The organism is Polyangium mundeleinium, from assembly GCF_028369105.1.
In the GTDB taxonomy this organism is placed as follows: Bacteria; Myxococcota_A; Polyangia; order Polyangiales; family Polyangiaceae; genus Polyangium; species Polyangium mundeleinium.
In genome coordinates this window covers 9,294,237-9,311,446 of sequence record NZ_JAQNDO010000001.1, presented here as the reverse complement: position 1 = coordinate 9,311,446, position 17,210 = coordinate 9,294,237, and the positions used below count along the sequence as shown (strand labels likewise).

The 17,210-nt window shown below is 69.1% G+C and carries 15 protein-coding genes; 10 read left to right on the top strand and 5 right to left on the bottom strand.

Annotated features, from left to right (window positions below; translation table 11 throughout):
• The first annotated feature begins 69 nt into the window (after positions 1-69).
• The 5 genes from POL67_RS36870 (at position 70) to POL67_RS53880 (ending at position 5,553) form a co-directional block, all read left to right on the top strand.
• On the top strand, positions 70-1,542 hold the full coding sequence (locus POL67_RS36870) for a vWA domain-containing protein (RefSeq protein WP_271925323.1): 1,473 nt from the start codon (positions 70-72) through the stop codon (positions 1,540-1,542).
• A gap of 94 nt (positions 1,543-1,636) precedes the next feature.
• Entirely contained in the window at positions 1,637-2,734 is a 1,098-nt protein-coding gene (locus POL67_RS36865; protein ID WP_271925322.1) for a hypothetical protein, read from the top strand.
• Between the two features lie 41 nt (positions 2,735-2,775).
• Positions 2,776-3,717, top strand: a complete 942-nt coding sequence (locus POL67_RS36860) for a hypothetical protein (protein ID WP_271925321.1) — start codon at positions 2,776-2,778, stop codon at positions 3,715-3,717.
• The gene (gene modA, locus POL67_RS36855) at positions 3,705-4,496 is read left to right on the top strand and encodes a molybdate ABC transporter substrate-binding protein (protein ID WP_271925320.1); all 792 of its coding nucleotides are present in this window, start codon (positions 3,705-3,707) and stop codon (positions 4,494-4,496) included. The genes POL67_RS36860 and modA overlap by 13 nt, the downstream gene beginning before the upstream one ends.
• Positions 4,497-4,653: 157 nt before the next feature.
• On the top strand, positions 4,654-5,553 hold the full coding sequence (locus POL67_RS53880; protein WP_271925319.1) for a type II CAAX endopeptidase family protein: 900 nt from the start codon (positions 4,654-4,656) through the stop codon (positions 5,551-5,553).
• A 7-nt stretch (positions 5,554-5,560) separates the two neighbouring features.
• Here the strand turns inward: POL67_RS53880 and POL67_RS36845 are convergent, their stop codons facing one another.
• Both POL67_RS36845 and POL67_RS36840 read right to left on the bottom strand, forming a co-directional pair.
• Positions 5,561-6,082, bottom strand: a complete 522-nt coding sequence (locus tag POL67_RS36845) for a cyclic nucleotide-binding domain-containing protein (RefSeq protein ID WP_271925318.1) — start codon at positions 6,080-6,082, stop codon at positions 5,561-5,563.
• 13 nt (positions 6,083-6,095) lie between these two features.
• Positions 6,096-7,328: a M50 family metallopeptidase gene (locus POL67_RS36840; RefSeq protein WP_271925317.1), complete on the bottom strand. Its 1,233-nt coding sequence runs from the start codon at positions 7,326-7,328 to the stop codon at positions 6,096-6,098.
• A gap of 168 nt (positions 7,329-7,496) precedes the next feature.
• On the opposite strand from POL67_RS36840, the gene POL67_RS36835 reads away from it, so the two are divergent.
• Both POL67_RS36835 and POL67_RS36830 read left to right on the top strand, forming a co-directional pair.
• The gene (locus POL67_RS36835) at positions 7,497-7,718 is read left to right on the top strand and encodes a Franean1_4349 family RiPP (RefSeq protein ID WP_170229576.1); all 222 of its coding nucleotides are present in this window, start codon (positions 7,497-7,499) and stop codon (positions 7,716-7,718) included.
• An 87-nt stretch (positions 7,719-7,805) separates the two neighbouring features.
• A complete protein-coding gene (locus POL67_RS36830) occupies positions 7,806-9,695 on the top strand; it encodes a hypothetical protein (protein WP_271925316.1) in 1,890 nt (629 codons plus the stop codon).
• Here POL67_RS36830 and POL67_RS36825 read toward each other — a convergent pair.
• Positions 9,655-10,683, bottom strand: coding sequence for a class 1 isoprenoid biosynthesis enzyme (locus POL67_RS36825; protein WP_271925315.1), 1,029 nt, complete (start codon positions 10,681-10,683; stop codon positions 9,655-9,657). The genes POL67_RS36830 and POL67_RS36825 overlap by 41 nt on opposite strands.
• Positions 10,680-12,071, bottom strand: coding sequence for an adenylate/guanylate cyclase domain-containing protein (locus tag POL67_RS53875; RefSeq protein WP_136933276.1), 1,392 nt, complete (start codon positions 12,069-12,071; stop codon positions 10,680-10,682). Before POL67_RS53875 ends, POL67_RS36825 begins: the two co-directional genes overlap by 4 nt.
• A 448-nt stretch (positions 12,072-12,519) precedes the next feature.
• Here POL67_RS53875 and POL67_RS36815 point away from each other — a divergent pair, with 448 nt between their 5' ends.
• Genes POL67_RS36815 through POL67_RS36805 form a run of 3 tightly spaced genes read left to right on the top strand, consistent with a single transcriptional unit; the run spans position 12,520 to position 15,774 of the window.
• Complete coding sequence (locus POL67_RS36815; RefSeq protein ID WP_271925314.1) at positions 12,520-13,731, top strand: GNAT family N-acetyltransferase; 1,212 nt, start codon at positions 12,520-12,522, stop codon at positions 13,729-13,731.
• A 19-nt stretch (positions 13,732-13,750) separates the two neighbouring features.
• Positions 13,751-14,995 (top strand): carboxylate--amine ligase, encoded by a 1,245-nt coding sequence (locus POL67_RS36810; protein WP_271925313.1) that lies wholly within the window; start codon positions 13,751-13,753, stop codon positions 14,993-14,995.
• Positions 14,992-15,774 carry a metallophosphoesterase family protein gene (locus POL67_RS36805; RefSeq protein ID WP_271925312.1) on the top strand — a complete coding sequence of 261 codons (783 nt, stop codon included), beginning with the start codon at positions 14,992-14,994 and terminating at the stop codon, positions 15,772-15,774. Before POL67_RS36810 ends, POL67_RS36805 begins: the two co-directional genes overlap by 4 nt.
• On the opposite strand, the gene POL67_RS36800 is transcribed toward POL67_RS36805, so the two are convergent.
• Positions 15,727-17,154, bottom strand: a complete 1,428-nt coding sequence (locus tag POL67_RS36800; protein ID WP_271925311.1) for a VanW family protein — start codon at positions 17,152-17,154, stop codon at positions 15,727-15,729. The genes POL67_RS36805 and POL67_RS36800 overlap by 48 nt on opposite strands.
• Positions 17,155-17,210: the final 56 nt, after the last annotated feature.

Here is a 17,210-nt window from a genome sequence, read left to right as displayed (position 1 = left end):
TAAGAGGTCGGGCCGCCGCGCCCGAGGAGCTGGCCACTCCCGCGAGGCGCGCCCAACGAGGAGCCGACGATGCTACCGAAGGTGATTGCTTTGTTCACGGCCACCCTGCTCGCCGGGTGCGCCGCCGCCGCCCCGCAAGCCCCCGCCGTGAGCCCCACGCACGATAACGATGCCGCGGTCGCGCCGAAGACGTCGGCGCCCGCGACCCTCGTCGTGGCCTCCGCCGAGCCCGGCCCCGCGAGCGACGCGCCCCGCGAAAATGCCTCGTGGATCGGCGCCGCCCCCGCGAGTGATTTCATCCTCCGCAACCAGCGCGAGACCCTGCTCGGCGTGTGGGTCGACGTGCCCACGGGCGCCAAGATCGCCCGCGCGAAGAGCGCCCTCGCGCTCGTCATCGATACGTCCGGCTCCATGTCCGGCGCGAAGATCGAGCACGCGCGCGCCGCCGCCCATCGCATGGTCGACAGCCTGCCCGACGGCGACATCGTCTCCATCCAGGCGTTCTCGGACGCCGCCGAAGACCGCATCGCGCCCTTTCCGCTCGACCCCAGCACGCGCCGGACCATGCACGCCGTGATCGATCACCTCAGCGCGGCGGGCGGGACAAACCTTTTTGAGGGCCTGCGCCTCGCCGAGCTGCGCGTCGCCTCCGCGCCCGCCTCGCATCCCGTTCGCCGCGTCGTCGTCGTGTCCGACGGCGTCGCCACCGTCGGCCCCACCTCGCCCGAATTGCTCGGCGCGATCGCCGAGACCGGCGCCGAGCGCGGCATCCAGGTCACGGCCCTCGGCGTCGGCCTCGACTACGACGAGGGCACCTTGAACACCCTCGCCGTTCGATCGAGCGGCCGCATGCACCACCTCGCCTCGCCCGAGGACATGACGAACGTCCTCGCCGAGGAGACGCGCCTCTTCGCCGCCACGCGCGCCACCGACGCCGTCGTCGAGATTGTCCCCGCGCCCGGCGTGACGATCCTGTCCGTCGCCGGTGCCCGCTCCACACCCGTCGCGGGCGGCGGGATGCGCGTGCCCCTCGGCTCGATGTTCGGCGGCCAGCACCGCGAAATGGCCGTCCGCGTGCGCATCGATGATGCGAGCGCGACGGGCTCCCGCCCCCTCGCGAGCGTGCGCCTGCACTTTCGCGACCCCGCGGATCAGGGTTTGCCGCGGGTGCAAGAGGTCGTGGCCCGGTTCGATGTGACCGACGATCCCACCGTCGTCGCGCGAACGGAACATGCGCGCGCCCGGACGATCGCCGCCGTGCACGAGGCGTCGGAAATCTCGATCGCCGCCGCGCAGGACGTGAACGCAGGCCGTTACGAGGATGCCTCGAAGGCCCTCGCCCAGGCGGAACAGCGGCTCCACGCGGTCGCCGCGACCGTCCGCGACGAGAAAGAAAAACAACGTGTCCTCGCCGCCGCGCGCAACGTGAGCGCCGCCCGCAAGAGCTCCGATTCCGCCGCCGCCGCGCCCCCCGCGCCTGCCGCCCGCCGCGCCCGCGCCCTCGAGATCAACGCGGCCGCCATGCACGACGCCGGGTACTGACCGACGCACGCCCTCGTTTCCGTCATTCCGACGAACGTTCCGTTCTTGCAGAAAGAGTGGATCGATTGCGGGCGCCGCGGGATCATGGGCGACCATGGCTACCCGAATCCTTGCTCCCCTCGTCCTCCTCGCCGCGCTCTCGTCCGCATGTGGAGGAGAGCGCGTGCTCCTCTGTGACGGCGGCGAGGTCCTGTTCCGCGGCGCGTGTGTCGATCCCGTGCGTCGTTACGAGCCGGCCGCGCAGCTCGATCCGGACAACGTCGTCGCGTACGGCGAGCCGCTCCAGGATCTCGTGCTCCCGCCCCCGCCGAAGAGCGGCTTTCGGATCGTCGCCCCGCCGCGCACGCTCGCGCCCGGCGAGGAGGTCTCGTTTTGCCTCTCGTGGCCCATCCCCGAGATCACGCACGACATCGTGCACGGCGGTCGCCTCTACACGACGCCGGGCCTGCACCACTCCAACATGGTCGCCAAGCCCATCGAGGTCGCTCTCGGCCCGAACCCTTATCCGGGCTGCCACCCCGGCGCGGGGGATCCCTTCTCGAACGTGGGCGCCGGCATCCCCGACGTGCTCTTCGCGAACTCGACGCAGGTCGTCGGCGAGGAGACCATCCAGTTTCCCGAGGGAATGGGCTACGTGCTCGACACCACGCGCGAGATCTCGACGAGCATCCATTTCCTGAACACGAAAACCGAGCCGCAGCGCATCGAGCTCGCCTATGATTTCTTCACGATGCCCGCGGGCGAGCTCACGCAGGAGGTCGCGCCGTTCGTCGTGCAGATCGTGGACTTCTCGATCCCGCCGCACACGACCGAGAACGTCGGCACCACGTGCACCGTGTTCGGCGGCCATGTCGTCTCGCTCATGCCCCACACGCACGACCTCGCCCAGGGTTTCACGGTGGATTTCATGTCGGCGGACGGCGCCGCGCGCCGCGTCTACGAGGACGGCGTCTACGATCTCGCGAGCGACATCCGGAACTACGATCCGCCGCTCGATCTCGAGGGCGTCACGGCGATCCGCCACGCATGCCTGTTCAACAACACGCGCGACATCGAGGTCCACTACGGCCTCGGGCTCAACGAAATGTGCATCCTGTTCGGGTACATTTATCCGCCCGTGAAGCAGTTCGCCGGCTTCGTCGCGGAGGACGGCAAGCCCTGCTCGTCCTTGCAGCTCGGCCTCTTTCGTTGACCCCCGCGCGGGGATCGGGCCATGATCCCGGCGGGAGCGACATGAAACGAGCGACCGCGGGGTTCGTCCTCGCCTTGATCCTGGCGTATGGCTGCGTGGAGCCGCCTTCGGGCACCCTCGTGCCCACGCCCTCCGGCAATGGCGGTACGGGTGGCACGGGCGGGCCGCCGGACGATTATTTCACGGCGAAGGAGCTCTTCGACCTGAACGTCTACCCCATCTTCGCCAGCAAATGCACGCCCTGCCACACGCAAGGCGCGAACAGCGCGCCCATCTGGCTCGGCGCCGAGGAGAGCTCGTCGTACGCGAAGATCGAGGGGTACCCGAAGCCGCTCATCGCCCACCCCGACAACAGCCTGCTCCGCCTGAAAGGCGAGCATACCGGTCCGCCCCTCGCGATCGAGGACGATACCCTCGTCACGGAATGGCTGATGAAAGAGGTCGACGAGCGCGGGCTCTTCGGGGATCCCACGTTCGAGCCAGATCCGGGCGTCGGCGGGGCGGGCGGCGAAGCCGGGGCGGGAGGCGCGGGCGGAGGCGGGGGCGCGGGCGGCGGGCCCGGGAGCGACACGACGCTGCTCGAAGCGCTCGAAGCGTTCGGCGCGTGCATGCAGTGGAAGGACTGGGAGTCCACCGGAATGGTGAACCTGCCCGATCAGCCGACGGCGTCCGGCGCCTGCAAAGCGTGCCATTTCGCGGGGATGGGCGGCAATTGGCTCTCGGGCGACGCCGCCGCCACGTTCGAGAAAAACCGGCTCTTTCCGTACATTCTAAAAATCGCCGTCGGCACGGTGGACGCGACCGGTGCGTTCAAGGATCTCGTGCCGGCGCGGCGCCACATCGACAAAGGCAAGGAGAGCCAGATGTGCGACCAGGAGCCGTGCCATCCGCCGTTTTTGCTGTCGCCGGAGATGGAGACGGCGGTGGAAAACTTCTTTTTGCTGTCCTACGCGCGATGGAAGCAGGGGCTTTGCGAGCCCTAGGCCGGAGGACGTTCGTCCTCGCGTTCGCCTTCGCCACGTTCGTCGCTGCGGGCTGCAAGCGGGAGCCCGCCGGGGGAGGCGGGGAGGTCACGGTCGCCGCGGCGACGAGCCTGCGGAAGGTGTTTCCCAAGCTGAGCGAAGGTTTTGGCGCGACGCATCCTGGCGTCCTCGTGAGCGCGACCTACGGGGCTTCGGGGGAGCTCGCGCGGCAGATCGAGGGCGGAGCCGGGGTCGATCTGGTGATCGTCGCGGCCAGGGATCCGATCGACAGGCTCGCGGCCGGTGGACACGTGGACGCCAAACGCGCGCGTGTCGTCGCGACGAACGAGCTGGTGCTCGTCGGGCCGAAGGGGGGGCCGAAGCTCACGTTCCAGACGCTCGCGACGGCCTTGCCGCCCGGCGAGAAGATCGCGATCGGCGAGCCGGGCGCGGTGCCGGCCGGGCGTTACGCGCGCGAGGCGCTGGAGAAGCTCGGGGCCTGGAAGACGCTCGAAGGGCGCGTGGTGCTCGGCGGGAACGTCGCGGCCGTGCTCGCCTACGTCGAGCGGGGCGAGGTCGCGGCGGGGATCGTTTATCGTACCGAGATCCCCGGCACGTCGGGGATCGAGGTGCTCGATGGCGGAAAGGCAGAATGGGCGCCGAGGCCCGAAGTTTGGGCTGCCGTCACCACGAAGGCTCGCGCGCGGGCACGGGCAGACGCCGAGGCGCTGCTCGATTTCATCACGGGCCCCGAGGGTCAGCGGATCCTCGCCTCGTACGGGTTTGGCCCGATTCCCTAGGTCCACGGTTCCCCGGCCCGACGGTCCGGATGCGCCGGACAAACACACGATACCCCACCGGTGTCGGGACGCCGACGCCCCGGCCCGCGAGGGAACACCGCGTGGGCCCCGCCTTGTCCCTACCCGCGCGGCTCGACCCCGTATAAGCTCGCCGTTGGTGCAGGAGGCGACGGACAAGGTACGGCGCGCGCGGAGAGGGCTCGCGATCTTCTTCGGGGTCCTCCTTCTCGTGAGCGCACCGTTCCACGTGCAGATCGTGCTGCACGGCCTCCATCCGAACTACTTCCTCCCATTGGTATGGGTGCCCTGCTTCGCGTCGGTCGTGGCGCGGTTTCTCCTGCGCGAGGGGTTTGGCGACGTATCGTTCCGGTTCGATCGCCGCGCCGCGTGGGCCATGCTGGTCGGCGTGATCTATCCGGTGGCCGTGGGCGTGCCGGCCTACGGCATCGCCTGGACGACGGGCATGGCGCACTTCGAGCCCGCGGCGATGCACCCGCTCGGATTCGCGATCCCGGGAAGCACGCCGGGCGAGCGGCTGCTCGCAGGCAGCATCATCGCGCTCACGTTGGGCCCGCTGGCCATGGCGGTGCTCGCGCTCGGGGAGGAGGTCGGCTGGCGCGGGTACATGCTGACACGCCTCATCGACGCGCGCGTGCCGCAGCCGGTGCTCGTGAGTGGTGTCATATGGGCGCTCTGGCACGCGCCGCTCATCGTGGCGGGCGAGTACAACGCGAGCCCCGTGCCCATGCTTTCGCTTCTGCTCTACATCGTGACGAGCGTCGGGGCGGGGACCCTGCTTGCGACCCTGCGTCTCGAGACGGGCAGCGTCTGGCCGGCCGTGACGATGCACGCGGCCTGGAACGCGATCGTCGTCGCGTTTTTCGGAGCTTCGACGAACGGCGAGGACGCCGCGTTGTGGACGGGCGAGGGCGGCGTGCTCGTGGCGATCTCCACGACGGCGATCACGTTTGTCCTGCTGCGCTGGCGGCGCGGGCCGGGCGATCGCGCGCGGGGTGACGGGCCCGGGACCTCCGAGCTCGGCGCCGTGCGCCTGTGATGCGCGGCTAGCCCGGATCCAGCGACGTCGCGTCGATGCCCCAGAGGATCGCGTCGATGAGGCGCTGGTTCGTCGTGCGCAGCCGCTTCGCGACCTCCTTGAGCAGCGCGAGCAAGAACTTCGAGTAAAGCCGCGGGTTCGACTCGAGCTCGCGGTAGAGGGTGTGGCGGTCGATCGTGTAGAAGAGGCAACTCGTCTCGGTCTGCACGTTCGCCGAGGCGGATTGATCGTCGATGACGTCGAGCTCGCCGAAGAAGTCACCGGCGTGGAGGCGGCAGATCACGGTCTCGACGTCGCCCTTGAGGCGGCGCGACACGACGACGTTGCCCTCGGCGATGATGTAGAGGACGTCCCCTGCGTCTCCCTCCCAGAGCACGACCTCCTGCGGGGGGCAGGGCGCGATCTGGACGTGCGTCGCGAACTCTTCGACCTCGTCGAACTTCCAGGCGGCGAAGAGGCTGACCCGCTGAAGGGCGCGCGCGCACTGCTTGATCTGGTCCTTGTGAAGCGGCCTCGGGGAGAGTGTCATCGGGGTCCTTCGATTAGCGCAGCAGAGGGCGGGCAAGGAGCGTGACGAGCGTGACGAAGGCCGCCGAGAGGCTCGCGATCGAGGCGCATCCGTACACGAGGAACGTTCGCTCGTCGTTCGTCATGGGCCTCTGCTTCCGTCCACGCACGAGATTTCGCACGCGATCCTGCAAGAACCTGCGGCTGTGCTCGCGCAGCGCCGGCATGCGCAGCCAATCGCTCAGGATGTGGTAGCCGTCGGACTCGATGAACAGGCACGGATAGAGGCTGCCGATCGCGAGCGCGAGCATCGAGACCGCGTAGAGCCAGAGGAACGACGACGTGACGCCCGCGGGAACGAACCACGCCACGATCGCGCTCATCGAGCCGAGGAGCAGGCCCGACAAGGGCCCGGCAAAGCTCACGGCCATGCGCGCCTTGCGGGTGGACATCCACATGTCCGTGACGTCGGCGTAGACCGAGGGCACGACGCGGTTCACGAAGGTGAAACCGAAGGCCTTCACCTCGCGGCCGAAGTGCTTGCAAGCGAGCGCGTGGGCGACCTCGTGCACGACGATCGCGGAGGCGTGCATGAGCAGGAACACGGGCAGGAGGAGCGCATGATGGCCGCGGAGCACCTCGCTCCCGAGCCCGCGCCCGGCTTGCTTCGCGATCGTGATCAGGCCGAGGACGAGCATCACGGCATACGCGACGAGCGCGGGGCGGGTGAAGAGGATGCGGACCTTCTCGTGGAGCGCGGCGATGCGCTGATCGACGTTCGACAGGCGCAGATCGATGCTGCGGATCCGCGTGAGGAGACGCGATCGGCCCGAGGTCTGCTCGTCGGAGAGCGTGCGGCGCACGAGATCGGTATGGGGGATGATGATGAGCTTGTGCTCCCGCGCGCGCGACAAAAAGCGCTGGATCACCCGGAAATCGAAGGATCCGAACTTGAAGAAGTACGCCGTCGCGACGTCGCGCAGCGTGTGCAGCCCATCCATCTTTTGCCAGAGGAAGTACTCCTCTTCGTTGAGGAAGAGGTAGCGGTCGGCCTCGAGCTGTCGGATCACGTAAAAGAGCTTGCGATCCTTCCTCGATTGGGCCTGCACCTCGTACGCGTCCTCGGGAATGCGCCGCGGCTTCACGGTCAGGGCGACCTGGTCGGCGACGTAGGACTTGGTGACGAAGCTGCTGCTCCGCGATCCGCCGAGACCCGGGGTCCGCTGGCGAATCAGGAGCTCGAGTTGGGGCTTCTCCTTCTCGCTCATCGGATCTCGGCTGAAATAAGCCCGTCGAGGACACTAACACACCGGCAAAGCCGGGCAAAGATCGGACGCCGGTGCACCGCGGCGATCCTTGACCGTGACAGGTCCTTTGGTGTAGTTCATAAAGGTCCACGTACATTTTTTCCGAGCACGACTTCGAGGAGCAGCAGCATGGGAGCCAAGAAGAACATCGACGAGCTGATCGGCCGGACCCTCATGGACAAGGACTTCCGGGCCCGGCTTTTCGCCAATCCCGATGCGACGCTGGCAGCCGAGGGGTACGAAGCCACGCCCGAGCTGCTCAACGCCATCAAGTCGGCGAACCCCGACGAGGTCCAGGCCGTCGCGAAGGGCATGGAAGAGCAGCTCGCCAATCGCAAAGCGGCGTTCTGAGATGCCGCGGGAGCGACGCGCGGACCCGGCTTCCCGCCCGGTCCCGCGCCGCTTCTCACTGAAGTCACCCCGACAGGCCTTTCGATCGTGATCCACCCCGGAGCGCCGTGGTCGAAGGGGCTCCCGCGGCTCATCGCCCCGCGCGCGGAGGCCGCGCTCGTCGCGCTGGGAGGACCGGACGATCCTGCCCGCGCGACAGCAACCACCCTCGAGACGTTGTATGCCGCGCAGGGAGCCGCCGTGGAGGCGGGGTCGACCGCGTGCGCCGTCCTCCTGCTCTTCGCAGCGGTGCACGCCGCATGTCGCCTCCCTCCCCCGGCCTACGCGCTCCCCGAGGACCAACCCGAGCCCTCGCTCTCACCGATCGAATGGCTCCTCCTCGCGGCCCGCGAGCGGGATCGCGGAGGCGGTCCGGCCGGGCTCCGAACGGCCCTCGATCGGACGATCGAGGCGCTCGGGGATGCCGTGCAGGGCGGCGGGGCGAGCACCCTTCCGGCAGCGTCGCCGCTCCTGGATTTCGGGCTCTCGGCGATCATGCCCGCAGCGCTGGGAGCCTCGGGCGAAGGGGATGAGGCGCTCGCATCGGCGGGGCGGGCGCTCGGGCAGCTCGCGCGGCTCGCCTGCGAGGTGCGCGCGCTCCTCGATCCGAACACGCGCGCACCTCTGCCGCAGATACTCGCCGCGATCGCAGCCGAGGCGGGCGTGACCGGGATCGGCGCCGCCCTCGCGCGGTGGGTTTGCCCGTCGCCCGATCGGCTCCCCTGGCTCCGGATCGTGGGTTCCGCCGAGGTCGTCACGCGTGTCGTGTCCGAGGCAGATCGGCTCGCGGAGGACGCCACACGCGCCCTCGAAGGCGAGGCGAAGCGCGTGGTGGATGAGCTCGTGGCCTCCCTCGCGCGCGTGGTTCGTCGGGTGAACGGGGCGAGGTTTTTCGCGTTCGTGCCCAAGAGCGAGCTCGAGGTGGACGAGCTCGAGCGGACGGCGCGGCTCGCGTGCCGGACCCTCGCCGCGGATCCGGAGCTACGCGAATCATGGGATTTGCAGCGGTGGGGAGGGTTCGCCGACGTGCCGCGCGTGGGGCGGCTGTTCCCTGTCGGGCTTTGCTTGCTCGCGCTCCACGAGGCCGGCGAGGACGTGACGGCGCGGGCGCGGGCGCTCCTCGAGGTCCGCCGCGTCGACGGATTTCGTTATTTCGACGATTACACCGGCATTCCGCCGGACAGCGACGACCTCGGCCTCGCATTGCAGCTCGTCGCTCGTTTGCCCGAGCGAACCACGCTCGCGGCGGAGCTCGCGCCGGCCCTCGGCCTCCTTTGCGCGCACCAGGCCGAGGACGGGATGCTGCCAGTTTGGCTGGACAAGGGGTTGCTCGAACCGGTACCCGAGGGCGCGCCGGCATGGCTCGGGCCGCGCTGCGTGGCCGTGACGCTGAACGCGCTCCTTGGCCTCGCGGAGGCGGGGATCGGGCTCCCCGAGGGCGTGTTCGACCGCGCGCTCGCGTGGTGCTTGCGCACCTGGTCGGCCGAGAAAGAGGCGAGCCTCGCTTATTATGGCGCGCCGTATACGTGGTTGATGTTTGCCCGCCTCGCGTGTGTCGTGGAAAAGGCGGGCGCGGCGCCGGACCTCGTGGCCACGCTGTTCGAGCTCGTCGACGCGCAGGAGCGCGTTCTCCCCACGCTGCAAGCCGCGGATGGGGGATTCGGGAGCGTCGTATCGACCGCGTGTCATCTGGAGTTTCTGGCGCGCGGGCGAGGACGAACCTTCGATCCCTGGCCCATGGTCCATTACCTCGCCGCGCGGCAGGAGCCGGACGGGTTATGGCCGCGCGAGCCGCTGTATCGTTGTCCCGGCAAGGACGGCGTGCCCGCGGCGCATGGAGCGCGGACGGTCTCGGCGGCGTTTTGCCTGCGCGCGCTCGCCGTGACCCGCGCGCGGCTCATGGGGCTCGACCCTTCGCGAGCGCGCGCTGGAGCGTGATTGCGGCGAGGCGGGAATCGAGGGATTCGAGCCAGGCGATTCGCTCGTCGGTGAAGGCGTCGAAGCCGGGTACATCGAGGGTCCGGGCTATCTCCCGCGCCTCGTGGTGCACCTTCCCGGCGCGTTCGAGCGAGCCGCGCAGGAGGCCTCCCTCGTAGAGACGCTCGCGAAGGCGCGTCGCGAGCTCTTCCCGGGCCGCATCACGCTCGGCAGGGGCTTGCACGCGAGCGACACGCGCGAGGTCGTCCTGGGAGAGGCCCGCGCGGGCGAGCAGGTACGTGCGGTGCCCGGCGCGGAGATCTCGAGGCCAGCCGAGGACATCGTTGACGATCCCGTACGCCACGCCGAGCCGCGCGACCAATGCCTCGAGGGCCGGCGCGAGATCCATTCGCCCTGCGAGCGCGGCGACGGCGAGCACGGGAATGCGGGCGAAGGCGACCTTGCCGGCGTGCTCCTCGAAGAGCGCGTCGGTGTAGGGCGCATCCGAGCGGACGGCGTATCGCTCCGCCAGGGTGAGCCGGGACATGTCGAGGAAAGCGCGATCGAAAGCTTTCCAGAATGCTTCGTGGAGGCCGAGCGTGGCGCGGCAGGCCTCGGCGAGGGCGACGAAACAGGTATTGCCGAGGAGCTGGAGCGCGGGATCTCCGCGCTCGGGTTCGTCGAGGAGGTCGTCCTGGAAACGAATGTGGAAGTAGCCGAGCATTGCGCCTGCGAGCAGCGGCGCGAGGGGGATCGTGGCGAGATCGGGGCGCGCGCCCAAAAGCCCGTCACGCAGCCAAAGCGGCAGATAGAGCAGCGGCGGCGCGAGGGGGTTCGAGAAGTAGGCGCGGTGATGGCCCTGGTCGTCCGAGACGCTTTGCAAAAAGCGGTCGGCGAGGGCGCCCAAGGGCTCGGGCAGGGCGGAAAGGTGCCGCTCGCAGAGATCCCACGCGTGATTGATTTCGATTTGTTTCGCGAGATAACAGGCGAACGGCGCGTCGGGCTTCACGGATAGCTGGTGGACGGCGGGAGGAGGGAGATGCGGGTCGGCTCGGGCACGACGTCGGAGGGCAGAACGGCGAAGACCTCGATGGGCTCGGGTTTGCCGCGGATACGCAGCGGGCCGAGGGTGCGCGTGCGGAAGGCGCCCTGGATCGCCTGGTGGACGGGCGCGGAGACGAGGATCTGGGTGCGCGTCTCCTTGTTCAGGGCTTCGAGCCGGGCGGCGAGGTTCACGGTATCGCCGATGACCGTGTATTCGTGGCGCTGGGACGAACCGATGTTGCCTGCGACGACGGCGCCGCAGTTGATGCCCACGCCAATGTCGAGCCGGAGCATGCCCTTGGCTTCGAGCTCGCGGTTCATCGTCTGCAGCGCGTCGAGCATCTCCAGCGAGGTGCGAACGGCGCGCTCCTCCGGTCGATCGAGGGGGTAGGGGACGCCGAAAAGGGCCATGAGGCCGTCGCCGAGGAACTTGTCGAGCGTGCCGCCGTTTTTGAAGACGATCTCGACCATGATCGAGAAGTAGCGATTCAGCAGATCGACCACTTCCTCCGGCTGCATCATGGTCGAGAGCTGCGTGAAGTTGCGAATGTCCGCGAAGAGCACGGTGGCGTGCATTCGCTGCCCGCCGAGGCCGATGCTTTCGGGGTTGTTGAGGACGAGGTCGACGACGTCCTTCGAGAAGTACTTGGCGAGGCGATCCCGGTCCTGTTCGAGGCGGTCTCTCGCGAGCGACTCGGTCGCGGCCTGGAGGATGAGCTTGCGGGAGTTCCAGGCGGTGACGGCCGAGAAGACGCCGGTGAGGGCGGTAAAGAGCACGATGCTCGCGCACTCCTCGAAGTTCAGCCCTTCCCCGACGTACACGGCGCTCTCGACCCAGGGCACGGGCATCGTGGCGTTCACGTACGTGAGGAACGCCGCGCCACACGCGCCGACGAGCCCGGCCGAGTACAGACCGGCGAGCACGCTATACCGCAGGCCCGCCATGATGTTGAAGGCCGCGAGGATGACCCAGGCCATGGGGCCCCGGTAGACCTCGTACACACCGGAATGGTTGTACAGGCTGCCGACCATGGCGAGGTACAGGAACGAAATGTCGACGGTGATCGATAGGTACTTGAGCCAGCCGTAGTGGCGAGGGCGGAGGCGGAGGAGAAGCCAGACGACCGCGGAATACGCGAGCCAGGCGTACAACATCGAGCGGAAGACCAGGTTTGCCGCCGGCGCTTCCTTTGCCGAACCAAGCAGGCTCGCGCTGAGCGAGAAGAGCGCGAAGCCGCTTCGCACGTAGTTCACGAGCCGCTCGCCCGCCATCTCCTGGTTCTGCAGGATGGCGCGGATCTCCTCCGGGAGCTGCGCCGGCGGGGAAAATCGAGGGTTTTTGGTCTCGAGCACGGCTCTCTCTCGTCGCGCGGGGCGCTGGGGGATACGGGATGGGACAAGAAGGTGCTGCCCGCGTCAAGGGGCGAGTGCACGCGTCGCCGCTCTTCGGGACAACCTGGTAGCTCGCCGAGAGGCCTCTTGTGCGCGCCGATGTGCTCGCGCCGCACGGCACCGTGCAGTTTGTCGGGCCCTCGTCGCCGCGGACGTACACGCGCTTCGGGCGATCGCCGCGGCGGATTTTCCGCGCGCTTGGGAGGGCGGACGGAGGCGAGCGTCCCGTAGGTACGTGGGGCCGTCCCGGGTCGAGCGCGCGGAGGGCCGAGCGAGCAGGCGGCATCGGTGGGGGCGGAACGCAGGGAGGGGCGCAGTCCGTGCCTACATCGGGGCTCGCGCGGCGCGCGTGGGGCGCGCGCGAGATCTCCATACGGCGAAGGTCGCGGTTTTTCGAGGGATGCTCGAAATGGCCGCGTCGCCTGGGGGGGCTGCCATGGAACTCTGCTGCACCGTCGTCTCCGATATCGCCGAGCTCGAGGCAATGCAGGGGGATTGGGAGGCGCTGCTCGATCGCAGCGATTGCAACGAGCCCACGCTTTCCCCTTTGTGGATCCTCGCCTGGTGGCGCGTGTTCGGCGGGACGGACGGGCGATGCCTCCGTGCGCTACGGATCACCCGCGAGGGGCGGCTCGTGGGCCTCTTGCCGCTCGTGGCGAGGCGCGTGTGGCATCGGGGCGTCCCGTTCCGTCGGCTCGAAGCGCTCCCGTCGGGGGAGGACGAGGAGGACGAAATCGTCTCGGAATACATCGGGATCGTGACCGAGCGTGGCGAGGAGGACGCGGTCGCGGAGGCGACGGCGCGGGCGCTCGCGGGGGGCCTGCTCGGGGCCTGGGACGAGGTCGTGCTGCCGGCAATGGATGGCAGCAAGCGCGCGCCGTTCGCGCTCGCAGACGCGCTCGGGCGCAGGGATCTGCGGGTGACCCTGACGGAGCGCGGCCGCAGTCCGTACGTGGCGCTGCCGCCTTCGTTCGAGGCATACCTCGCGGCGTTGCCTTCGTCGCGGCGGTACCTCGTGCGGCGATCGATGCGGGATCTGGAGAGCTTCGGGCACGGCGAGCTCGTGCTCTCGGTCGCGCGCACGCCGGACGAGCTCGTCTCGGCGCGCGCAACGCTCATTTCGCTCCATTCGGCGCGCTGGCAGAGAGACGACCGGAGCGGGGTGTTCTCGTCGCAGAAATTTACGGCCTTTCACGACGCCGTGATGCCCGCGCTGCTCGAACGGGGCGCGCTGGAGCTCTCGGTGCTCCGGGCCGGTGGCGAGCCGGTGGCGGCGCTCTACAACCTGGTTTGGAACGACAAGGTGTATTTTTATCAGAGCGGCCGGCGCGCCGATTTGCCGCCGAAGCTCCGGCCGGGGATCGCCGCGCACGCGCTGGCCATTCGAATGGCGATCGCGTCGGGGCGGCGCGAATACGATTTCCTCGGCGGGGACGTGCGGTACAAGCTCGACATGGCGCTCGCTTCGCGGCCGATCGTGGAGATCCGGGCGGCGCGGCGGACGCTGCGGGAGGCCTTGCGCGACCACGCCGAGCGCGCCGCCCGCGAATGGGCGCGGCTGCGCGGCCGCCCGTGCACGAAACAGCGTCCGGTGGAAGCATTCGCCGAGGAAGAACCTTGATGCGAAGGGGGAGGGAACGATGCCCGAGCAATCGCTTGTCCCGGCCGTGCTTTGCGGGGATCTCAACATGGTCCGGTGTTTCTCCGGGGACGCGCCGGCCGATGCGGGCCTGCCCGTCGCGCGCATTCCGTTCGTCGTGGCCTCCACGCGCGCCGGGGATCCGACGTTCGGATCCCGGCACGTGGCGCAAACGGCCGTGCTCTCGGATCCCGTGACGAACCCGGATCAGACGGCCGAGGACCTCCGGATCGTGGCGGAGCGGACGGGCGGGCGGCCCGTGCTGTTTTACGGGACGGACGCCATGTTGCTCTGCGTTTCGCGGCACCGGGAGATGCTCGCGCGGCATTACCGATTTCTCCTGCCGCCGGCCGAGCGCGTGGAGGAGCTCGTCGACAAGGCGCGTTTCGCCAAGCTCGCGCGGCACCTCGGTTTGCCCGTGCCCGCGACGGTGACGTCCGTGGAGGCGACGACACGGGCGGAGGTGATGGCGCGCGTGCCCCTGCCTTGCGCGGTGAAACCCGTGAACCACACGTCGTTCCGCACCTCCGCGGCCGTGCGCGAGGAGGGAGGTTTGCCCTGGAAGGCGTTTTTCGCGTGGACGCCGGAGGAGCTCGACAAACGGCTCGAACAGATGCGGCGGTCGGGCACGGCGTTCGTCGTGCAGCGGTACGTGCGCGGCGGCGACGATCACATCACGAGCTTTCACGCGTGGATGAACGCGCGCGGCGAGCCCGTCGCCCATCACGTGGGCAAGAAGATCCGGACGTACCCGTCGGGCTCGGGCGAGAGTACGTTCATCGAAATCGTGGAGGATCCCGAGGTGACGCGGATCGGGCTCGAGGTCGTGCGGGCGCTCGGGCTCGTGGGCGTGGTGAAGCTCGATTTCAAGCGGGACGCAGAGACGGGTGAGCTCTTCTTGCTGGAGGCGAACCCGCGCTTCAACCTGTGGAACCGGCTCGGCGCGGCGTCGGGCGTGAATCTGCCGCTCGTCGCGTACGCCGAGCTCGCGGGGCTGCCTTTGCCGCACACGGGGCCGGTTCGTCCGGGCTTGCGCTGGGCCTCGGTCGAGGGGGACGTGCGGGCGTTTCTCCTCGATTACGGGCCCTCCGGGGTGGTGTCGCTCCGCGATTTCGTGGCCTCGTACCGCGGGCCCAAGGTCTTCGACGTGTTCGCCTGGGACGACCCCTGGCCGCTCGTGCTCACGCTGGCGAAACGCGTGGGGCAGCGGGCCCGGCGCGCGGGCGGAAAGGCGGGGCGGCCGTGAAGTACGCTGTCGTGTCGGACGTGCATGCGAATCTCGAAGCTCTCTCCGCGGTGATCGCGGCGATCGACGTGGAGCGGGTCGACGCGATTCTGTGCCTCGGCGATATCGTGGGATATGGGGCGAACCCGAACGAATGCGCGCGGATGCTCGCTTCGGCCGGGGCGAAGTGCGTCGTCGGCAACCACGATCGCGCCGCGCTCGGGCTGCGGGACACGGCGCATTTCGGTCTGCAGGCGCAGCAGGCGATGCGATGGACGAAGCGGCTGCTCGGCGGGACGGCGCACGATTGGCTCGCTTCGTTGCCGCTCGTCCGGAAGGCGTCCTCCGAGCTCTTGCTCTTCCACGCGGCGCTGCACCCGATGCCAAACGACGAGCTTCACCTGTCGAGTTTGTCGCGGCTGGAGAAGAGCTTGCAGGCATTGCGCGAGGGCGGGTACGGCGCGCGGATCGGGCTCTTCGGGCACACGCACCACGCGGGGGCCTGGCGCGCGCGGGGCGGCGCGTTCGGGCCTGCGCCGGGCGACGTGGTGAAGCTCGACGACGGGGCGCATTACCTGATCAACCCCGGGAGCGTGGGGCAATCGCGGGACGGCGATCCACGCGCGGCGTTTGCGATCCTCGACATGGACCAGGGGGCCGTGTGGTTTCGGCGCGTCGCGTACGATACGACGCTGGCAATGGCGAAGGTGGCGGCGCTCTCGGCGGCGCAGCGGGGCGGGATCGCGGCGTGGTTAGCCGCTCGATTGCCGCTCGGCCGCTTCGCCGGGCAGAGGCGGTAACGTCGCGGGATCAAGGCCGGGCGGGACGATCAGGATCTCGAAGGTCGGCGGATACACGTCGGTCTTCTCCTCGACGCGCGCCCGGCCCTCCGATTTCACGACGCGGGTCTTCTTGATCTGATACCCGCGAATGCCCTTTTGCTTCAGGACGACGCGCCCCTCGCTCAAACCCGGGCTCTCCTCGATCTTGCGTTTGTAGGGGGATACGCCGATCGTCGCGCTCGACCATTCGACCTCGGCGGGATTCCCGCTTCCGCGGATCTCGACCGTGAGCGTGCCTTTGTCCACGACGGCGTGCACGACGACGGGGAACGGATAGGGGTTCTTGAGCTTGAGGTCGACGTGCGGATACACGACCGTGGCGTCGAGGCCCATCGGGATGTAGCCGCTCGGCCGGGAATGGTTGATGCGCTCGGCGATCTCGAAGCCGCCGAGGTAGGCCGCCGCGTGCAGCGTGCTCGCGACCTGGCAGGTGCCGCCGCCGATGCCTTCCCGCATCTCGCCCTTGAAGATCTCGGGCGCCGTGGTGAAGCCATTGTCCTTCGTGCGGGCGCCGACCTCGGCATTGAAGCTCTTGATCTCGCCCGGGAGGAGCACGACGCCGTCGATGCCGGCGGCAGCCCGCGCGACGTTCTGCGCGCGGTTCGCCTGTCCGCCGACGTACCCGAAGCGGGTCTCGTATTTCGTGACAACCCGGGAGACGTCGATCGACGCGACGACCTCGCTCGACGCGTCGGGCAGGAGCGCGAAGCTCGGGACGGGCACGCGCGTCTCGCCGTTCTCGGCGGCCCGCTCGATGGCCGAGGCGGCTGCATACAGATCGAGGTATTGGCCGGCGACGTGCGAGGTGGGTTTTCCGGTGGCGAAATCGAGGCGCGCGCCGCGGGGCGGGGTGTCGGTCTCGTCCTTGCGCCGTTCCAGCGCGGCGGCGAGCGGCTCGATCGGGAGCGTGACGAAGACGGGGACCGAGACGCCGCCGTGCCGCGCGGAGAGCGCGTCCGCGAGGCGCGTGAAGAGGTCTCCCTCGCGGCCCACGGAGGCGAGCCGCGCGGCGAGCCGCTCCTCGTCGACGGTCGCGCCGAGCTCGGCGAGCGACGTTTCGAGGACGACGTCTTCACCAAGGACGAGCGTGACGCGCCGATCGAGCAGCACGCGCGCTTGCCTTTCGGCGACCTCGCGGGGCGACCCGGGGCCGGCCTCGGCGCCGCCGATACGGACGCCCTTGGCGACGGCGTTTTCGGCGGGCAGGAGGTGTTTACACGCGGCGGAGGCCGACAGCGCGGCGGCAGAGACGACGAGCGATGCGAAAACGCCGCGAACGAGAAAATTTCGGCGGGGTCGTCGCGTGGTGGACGAGGGGTGCGCGCTTGCGTGTGACATCGGCCCGAGAACGCCTCGGGGCCGAGCTTATCGTTCCAAGCGGCTCGATTTCCAGA

Excerpts from the sequence above, each read along its gene's own strand:
- POL67_RS36870 (WP_271925323.1), top strand. The coding sequence starts at position 70 with ATGCTACCGAAGGTGATTGCTTTGTTCACGGCCACCCTGCTCGCCGGG.
- POL67_RS36865 (WP_271925322.1), top strand. The coding sequence starts at position 1,637 with ATGGCTACCCGAATCCTTGCTCCCCTCGTCCTCCTCGCCGCGCTCTCG.
- POL67_RS36860 (WP_271925321.1), top strand. The coding sequence starts at position 2,776 with ATGAAACGAGCGACCGCGGGGTTCGTCCTCGCCTTGATCCTGGCGTAT.
- POL67_RS36845 (WP_271925318.1), bottom strand. The coding sequence starts at position 6,082 with ATGACACTCTCCCCGAGGCCGCTTCACAAGGACCAGATCAAGCAGTGC.
- POL67_RS36840 (WP_271925317.1), bottom strand. The coding sequence starts at position 7,328 with ATGAGCGAGAAGGAGAAGCCCCAACTCGAGCTCCTGATTCGCCAGCGG.
- POL67_RS36835 (WP_170229576.1), top strand. The coding sequence starts at position 7,497 with ATGGGAGCCAAGAAGAACATCGACGAGCTGATCGGCCGGACCCTCATG.
- POL67_RS36815 (WP_271925314.1), top strand. The coding sequence starts at position 12,520 with ATGGCCGCGTCGCCTGGGGGGGCTGCCATGGAACTCTGCTGCACCGTC.
- POL67_RS36810 (WP_271925313.1), top strand. The coding sequence starts at position 13,751 with ATGCCCGAGCAATCGCTTGTCCCGGCCGTGCTTTGCGGGGATCTCAAC.
- POL67_RS36800 (WP_271925311.1), bottom strand. The coding sequence starts at position 17,154 with ATGTCACACGCAAGCGCGCACCCCTCGTCCACCACGCGACGACCCCGC.